Source organism: Vibrio sp. Y51_MX_L26 (assembly GCF_024181935.1).
GTDB lineage: Bacteria > Pseudomonadota > Gammaproteobacteria > Enterobacterales > Vibrionaceae > Vibrio > Vibrio diabolicus.
This window is the reverse complement of record NZ_JAMZAS010000008.1, coordinates 175765-182009: the sequence shown is the minus strand read 5'-3', so window position 1 is coordinate 182009 and position 6245 is coordinate 175765. Positions and strand designations below refer to the sequence as shown.

The 6245-nt window shown below is 45.6% G+C and carries 5 protein-coding genes and 1 tRNA gene; 1 reads left to right on the top strand and 5 read right to left on the bottom strand.

Features of this window, described 5'->3' with window-relative positions; all coding sequences use genetic code 11:
• Positions 1 to 76 precede the first annotated feature (76 nt).
• The 5 genes from NL645_RS16980 to rpsU all read right to left on the bottom strand — a co-directional run bounded on the left by NL645_RS16980 (position 77) and on the right by rpsU (position 4872).
• Positions 77 to 152, bottom strand: a tRNA-Ile gene (locus NL645_RS16980).
• Positions 153 to 307: 155 nt separating this feature from the next.
• Entirely contained in the window at positions 308 to 2170 is a 1863-nt protein-coding gene (rpoD, locus tag NL645_RS16975) for an RNA polymerase sigma factor RpoD (RefSeq protein ID WP_005395986.1), read from the bottom strand.
• A gap of 99 nt (positions 2171 to 2269) precedes the next feature.
• Positions 2270 to 4036 carry a DNA primase gene (gene dnaG, locus NL645_RS16970; RefSeq protein ID WP_005379719.1) on the bottom strand — a complete coding sequence of 589 codons (1767 nt, stop codon included), beginning with the start codon at positions 4034 to 4036 and terminating at the stop codon, positions 2270 to 2272.
• A 149-nt stretch (positions 4037 to 4185) separates the two neighbouring features.
• The gene (locus NL645_RS16965; RefSeq protein WP_005395984.1) at positions 4186 to 4629 is read right to left on the bottom strand and encodes a GatB/YqeY domain-containing protein; all 444 of its coding nucleotides are present in this window, start codon (positions 4627 to 4629) and stop codon (positions 4186 to 4188) included.
• A 27-nt stretch (positions 4630 to 4656) separates the two neighbouring features.
• Entirely contained in the window at positions 4657 to 4872 is a 216-nt protein-coding gene (rpsU, locus tag NL645_RS16960; RefSeq protein ID WP_001145625.1) for a 30S ribosomal protein S21, read from the bottom strand.
• 230 nt (positions 4873 to 5102) lie between these two features.
• Here rpsU and tsaD point away from each other — a divergent pair, with 230 nt between their 5' ends.
• A complete protein-coding gene (tsaD, locus tag NL645_RS16955) occupies positions 5103 to 6119 on the top strand; it encodes a tRNA (adenosine(37)-N6)-threonylcarbamoyltransferase complex transferase subunit TsaD (RefSeq protein ID WP_046874179.1) in 1017 nt (338 codons plus the stop codon).
• Positions 6120 to 6245: the final 126 nt, after the last annotated feature.

Here is a 6245-nt window from a genome sequence, read left to right as displayed (position 1 = left end):
GTAATCGCAGACCGGATATGGAAAGGACCAGAACGAAAAAAGGCTTACGGATTTCTCCATAAGCCTTAAGGAATAATGGTGGCCCCTATGTGACTTGAACACATGACCAATCGATTATGAGTCGACTGCTCTAACCACTGAGCTAAGGGGCCTTAATAGGACAACGATTATAGGGGAAGCGTTGCAAGGTGTCTAGATACCAACTAGGGCAATTGCGCTTAGTTTTTATCCACTTAGCACAGTAGATAATAAAAAAGGTGACCTAAAGTCACCTTTTTTGATTTCTAAAAGCTTGTATGCGCTGCGATTATTCGTCTAGGAAGCTGCGCAGAGTCTCTGAGCGGCTTGGGTGACGAAGTTTACGTAGTGCTTTTGCTTCGATCTGACGGATACGCTCACGAGTAACGTCGAACTGCTTACCAACTTCTTCTAGAGTATGGTCAGTGTTCATGTCAATACCAAAGCGCATACGAAGTACTTTCGCTTCACGTGGCGTTAGACCTGCAAGCACGTCTTTTGTTGCCACTTTAAGGCTAGTTGCTGTTGCAGAATCTAGCGGAAGTTCTAGCGTTGTATCTTCGATAAAATCACCTAGATGCGAATCTTCGTCGTCACCGATTGGTGTCTCCATTGAGATAGGCTCTTTAGCGATTTTCAGAACTTTGCGAATCTTGTCTTCTGGCATCTGCATGCGCTCAGCCAGTTCTTCCGGTAGTGGCTCACGACCCATCTCTTGCAACATTTGACGAGAGATACGGTTTAGCTTGTTGATCGTTTCGATCATGTGTACCGGGATACGAATCGTACGTGCTTGGTCCGCGATTGAACGAGTGATTGCCTGACGGATCCACCACGTTGCGTAAGTCGAGAACTTGTAACCACGACGGTATTCGAACTTATCTACCGCTTTCATCAGACCGATGTTACCTTCCTGGATAAGATCCAAGAACTGTAGGCCACGGTTGGTGTATTTTTTCGCGATAGAAATTACAAGACGCAAGTTCGCTTCAACCATCTCTTTTTTCGCACGGCGAGCTTTTGCTTCACCGATAGACATACGACGGCTGATGTCTTTAATGTTCTGTACGTTTAGAGAAGTCTCTTCTTCAATCATTTTTAGCTTAGCGATTGAACGACGGATTTCTTCTTCGTTACGTTTGATCTTTTCAGCGTATGGCTTGTCTGAAGCAAGAACTTCATCCAACCAAGCTTCACTTGATTCATTACCAGTGAACAGCGCGATGAATGATTTCTTCGGCATTTTGCCGTATTCAACCACAGACTTCATGATCAGGCGTTCTTGAGTACGAACGCGATCCATAGCAGTACGCAGTTCATTCACTAGGTGATCAAACTGTTTAGGCGTTAGACGAAACTCGCGGAATACGTCTAGCATCATTTCATTAGCAACGGTTGCTTTCGGGCTGTTATAGCCGTACTCGTTGATTGCTAATTGAAGATTTTGATAGGTGCTGCGTAGTTGGTTGAATTTCTCTAGCGCTAATTCTGGATCGATACCTACATCTTCTTCAGAATCATCTGAATCGTCATCGCTATCTTCGTCGTCATCAACGTCTTCATCGTCTTCTTCTTCTAACTGAGATTCAGTCAGTTCAGAACCGATGTGTGTTGCTGTTGGGGCAGCGGTGTCGTCAGCATCTGGGTCTACAAAACCTGAAATAAGGTCAGTAAGACGTAGTTCTTCAGCTTGAACTTTGTCAAATTGCTCAAGAATGTACGGAATCGTACCTGGGTATTCAGCAACAGACGATTGAACTTGGTTAATACCTTCTTCAATACGTTTTGCGATGTCGATTTCGCCTTCGCGAGTTAGAAGTTCGACAGTACCCATCTCACGCATGTACATACGTACTGGGTCTGTTGTACGACCAATCTCACTCTCTACGCTAGACAGTGCAGCGGCTGCAGCTTCGGCTGCATCTTCATCGGTAATATTTGTGTCATCGTTCAGTGCTAAATCATCAGCATCAGGAGCAGTTTCTACTACCTTAATGCCCATGTCGTTGATCATCTGAATGATGTCTTCTACCTGTTCTGAATCTACGATTTCAGCAGGTAGGTGGTCATTTACTTCGGCGTAGGTCAGATAGCCTTGTTCCTTGCCTTTAATAACAAGTGACTTTAGCTGTGACTGCGGATTGTGATCCATAGACGGTATCCAACTTCGTAATCTGGTGAAGGAATCAGTATGCGAAATGCAAACCACTTACTATAACAAATTAAATCGTTGCTGACTAATTAAACAGGGTTACGCTTTTAAATCTAGCATAAGTGCTAGCAGCTCCCTTTTCTCTTCGGCTGATAAACCGACACTTCTTGCTTTGGCCTGCAGGTTTTCAATTTGTTTTTCTACGCACTGGGCAATAATTTTGTCCAGTGAGTCTAAAAATATTTCTTCTTGGTTGTCCTCATCGAGTGGAATGTCCCAACTCGCGAGACGAGACAGAAGGGTCTCATTTTGGCTGTTTCGCCAATGCTCTAATAATTGGCCTGTGTTGATATGGGGATGCGCTTGGCATTTATCAAGTACATCAACAAATAAACTTAGACCAGGAATGGGTAAATCTCTAACGCTAGTTAGATCTGGCACCATACTTACGTATTGTGGGTTTTGAATCAGTAACGCGATCACTTCTCGCATCGGCGTTCGCTTGATTTCTTTATGAGGTTGAGGCCTTTTATCCTCTTTACCTTGTTTTGAAATTAGCTGCTGTAGTTGGCGTTCATCAACCAAACCCAAACGGCGGCCAAGCAGTTCTCTCAAGTATAGTCTTAAAGTGCCGCCAGGGACTTTGTCGATGAGAGGAACAGCAAGGGTACTCAGTTTTGCCATGCCTTCTTTCGTGCTCATATCGACTTGCTGAGTCAATGAGCTGAACATGAATTCAGACAAGGGCATCGCATTAGACACTTGTTGTTCAAATGCTTGTTTTCCGTTTTGTCGGATATAAGAGTCGGGATCTTCTCCATCCGGCAAAAACATGAATTTTAACTGGCGACCATCAGTTAGGTAAGGCAATGCATTTTCCATGGCACGCCACGCGGCTTCACGACCTGCGCGGTCACCGTCGTAACAACATACGACAGTGCTTGTTTGCCTGAATAATACTTGCAAGTGATCGCCCGTTGTAGAGGTACCCAATGAGGCAACGGAATAATCTACGCCATATTGAGCAAGCGCGACAACATCCATATAGCCTTCAACCACTAAAATTTGTGGTGGCTCACGGTACGCTTGTAGTACTTCATAAAGGCCATACAATTCTTTACCTTTATGAAATATCGGGGTTTCGGGTGAGTTGAGATATTTCGGTGTCCCATCACCTAATACTCGACCACCAAAGCCTATTACTCGGCCGCGTCTGTCTCGAATAGGAAACATCACTCGACCACGGAATCGGTCGTAGCGGTTGCCTTTATCGTTTTCAATCAACATGCCGCCTGTGACGAGCATGTCTTGGTTTTCTTTATTCTGGCCAAAGTTCTTACGAACTAAATCCCATTCATCAGCCACATAGCCGATGCCAAACTTCTGGACGATTTCACCAGACAGGCCGCGATCTTTTAGATACTCAATCGCCACTTTACTTGCTGGCTGCTTGAGTTGGTTACGATAAAATTGAGCAATGCTGCCCATTAAGTCGTATAGATTACGTTTTTCACTGCTGCTTGCTTGTGGGCCTGACTGGAACGAACCATTACCGCCGCTACGTTGTTCGCGAGGAACATCTAAGCCCAAGTATGAAGCGAGTTCTTCAATGGCTTCGACGAATTCTAGCCGGTCGAATTCCATCAAAAAGTCGATGGCATTTCCGTGCGCACCACAACCAAAACAATGGTAGAACTGCTTTTCTTGACTGACGCTGAATGACGGCGTCTTTTCGTTGTGGAACGGGCAGCATGCGCCGTAGTTTTTGCCTTTTTTCTTAAGTTTCACACGTGCGTCGATGATATCGACAATATCAAGTCGAGCTAGAAGGTCATCGATAAAACTGCGAGGGATGTGTCCAGCCATAAAACCTAACAAAAAAAGAAGATGATGAGTGGAGTGAATGCTTTAAAAGAATAAGCGTGTTGCTCACTTATTTCATTCCATTCATCCAGATACAAACAAGCCGTGCGTTCCAAAGGATAGCACGGCTTGCTGCAATTGGGTGGGGTATCTTAAGCCAGTTTAGCGCGAACTAAACCGCTTACTTTACCCATATCTGCGCGCCCTTGAATTTGCGGTTTCAGAACGCCCATTACTTTGCCCATGTCTTGCATGCCAGCTGCGCCAGATTCAGCAATCGCGTTCTCGATAAGAGCCGCTACTTCTTCGTCTGTCAGTGGTTGAGGCATAAAGTCCTCAAGAACGGTAATTTCTGCTTGTTCCGCATCAGCAAGATCTTGACGACCCGCTGCTTCATACTGCGCTACAGAGTCGCGACGTTGTTTAACCATTTTGGTCAATACTGCAAGAATGTCGTCATCGTTCAGAGTAATCTGCTCGTCAACTTCACGTTGCTTGATTGCTGATAGGGCTAAACGAATAGTACCAAGGCGCAATTTGTCCTTGGCTTTCATCGCTAATTTTTGCTCTTCTTTGAGTTGATCAATCAGAGCCATAACTAAATTCCTTTTGGAGCTCAGTTATTAGTACAGGCGAACGCGACGAGCGTTTTCGCGAGCTAGCTTCTTAGCGTGACGCTTTTGAGCTGCTGCTTTAGCGCGTTTGCGAACTGTAGTTGGTTTTTCGTAGTGCTCACGACGACGCACTTCAGAAAGGATACCTGCTTTTTCGCAAGAGCGCTTGAAACGACGTAGAGCAACGTCGAACGGTTCGTTTTCACGTACTTTAACTACTGGCATATGCCTTTCACCTCAGGGGTTATTCGTTAACGCTGGCATTCAACAGACCAAATCACAATTGTTTGGTCTCTTACCAGCTTGATCAAAAATGGTGCGGAATTTTAATCCGATCACAACTACTTTGTAAAGCCTTTTGTCGATTATTGTCTGTACAAAATTTGTTTGCAGCACCAAGGCGAGGTAATATGACGCCCAAATTTCCTCTATACAGAAAGCATACTGAGAAAACCATGCGCATTATCGGTATTGAAACCTCTTGTGACGAGACTGGCATCGCGATTTATGACGATGAAAAAGGTCTGTTGTCACACAAGCTTTACAGCCAAGTAAAACTGCACGCAGATTACGGTGGTGTGGTGCCTGAGTTGGCTTCACGTGACCATGTAAAGAAAACCATTCCTCTTATTAAAGAGGCACTAAAAGAAGCGAACTTAACTTCGAAAGACATTGATGGTGTCGCGTACACCGCGGGGCCGGGTCTCGTTGGTGCACTATTAGTGGGCGCTACTATTGGTCGCAGTATTGCTTATGCTTGGGGAGTGCCAGCGGTACCTGTTCATCATATGGAAGGTCACCTGTTGGCTCCAATGCTGGAAGATAACCCACCACCGTTCCCGTTTGTAGCGGTATTAGTATCTGGTGGTCACTCGATGATGGTCGAAGTGAGAGGCATCGGTGAGTACAAAATTCTGGGTGAGTCGATTGATGATGCGGCGGGCGAAGCGTTTGATAAAACAGCGAAGCTAATGGGTTTGGATTACCCAGGCGGCCCACTATTATCTAAACTGGCAGAAAAAGGCACGCCGGGTCGCTTTAAGTTCCCGCGCCCAATGACTGATCGCCCTGGCTTGGATATGAGTTTCTCTGGCCTGAAAACCTTTACAGCAAATACGATTGCTGCGAATGGCGATGACGAGCAAACTCGCGCAGACATCGCACTGGCATTTGAAGAAGCCGTGTGTGCAACATTGGCGATTAAATGTAAACGCGCGCTTGAGCAAACAGGCATGAAGCGTATTGTTATTGCTGGTGGTGTGAGTGCTAACCGTCGTTTACGTGCAGAGTTAGAGAAGCTAGCGAAGAAAGTTGGCGGCGAGGTTTACTACCCACGAACTGAGTTCTGTACGGATAATGGTGCGATGATCGCTTACGCTGGTATGCAGCGTTTGAAGAATGGCGAAGTGGCAGATATGTCGGTAGAGGCTCGCCCACGTTGGCCGATTGACCAACTGACGCCAGTCGCTTAATCAAACTTATGCGGTAGGTTTGAAATAGATTCACTACGATAAAGGTCTCTGCTCATCAGAGGCCTTTATTTTTAGCTATTCAATGAAAAGCTTCGTTTACACTCTGACTGATGCGAGCAGTTCGGT

What these genes read in the sequence shown, in the direction of transcription:
- rpoD (WP_005395986.1), bottom strand. Translation starts at nt 2,170, where the DNA reads ATGGATCACAATCCGCAGTCACAGCTAAAGTCACTTGTTATTAAAGGC.
- dnaG (WP_005379719.1), bottom strand. Translation starts at nt 4,036, where the DNA reads ATGGCTGGACACATCCCTCGCAGTTTTATCGATGACCTTCTAGCTCGA.
- tsaD (WP_046874179.1), top strand. Translation starts at nt 5,103, where the DNA reads ATGCGCATTATCGGTATTGAAACCTCTTGTGACGAGACTGGCATCGCG.
- NL645_RS16965 (WP_005395984.1), bottom strand. Translation starts at nt 4,629, where the DNA reads ATGGCTCTGATTGATCAACTCAAAGAAGAGCAAAAATTAGCGATGAAA.
- rpsU (WP_001145625.1), bottom strand. Translation starts at nt 4,872, where the DNA reads ATGCCAGTAGTTAAAGTACGTGAAAACGAACCGTTCGACGTTGCTCTA.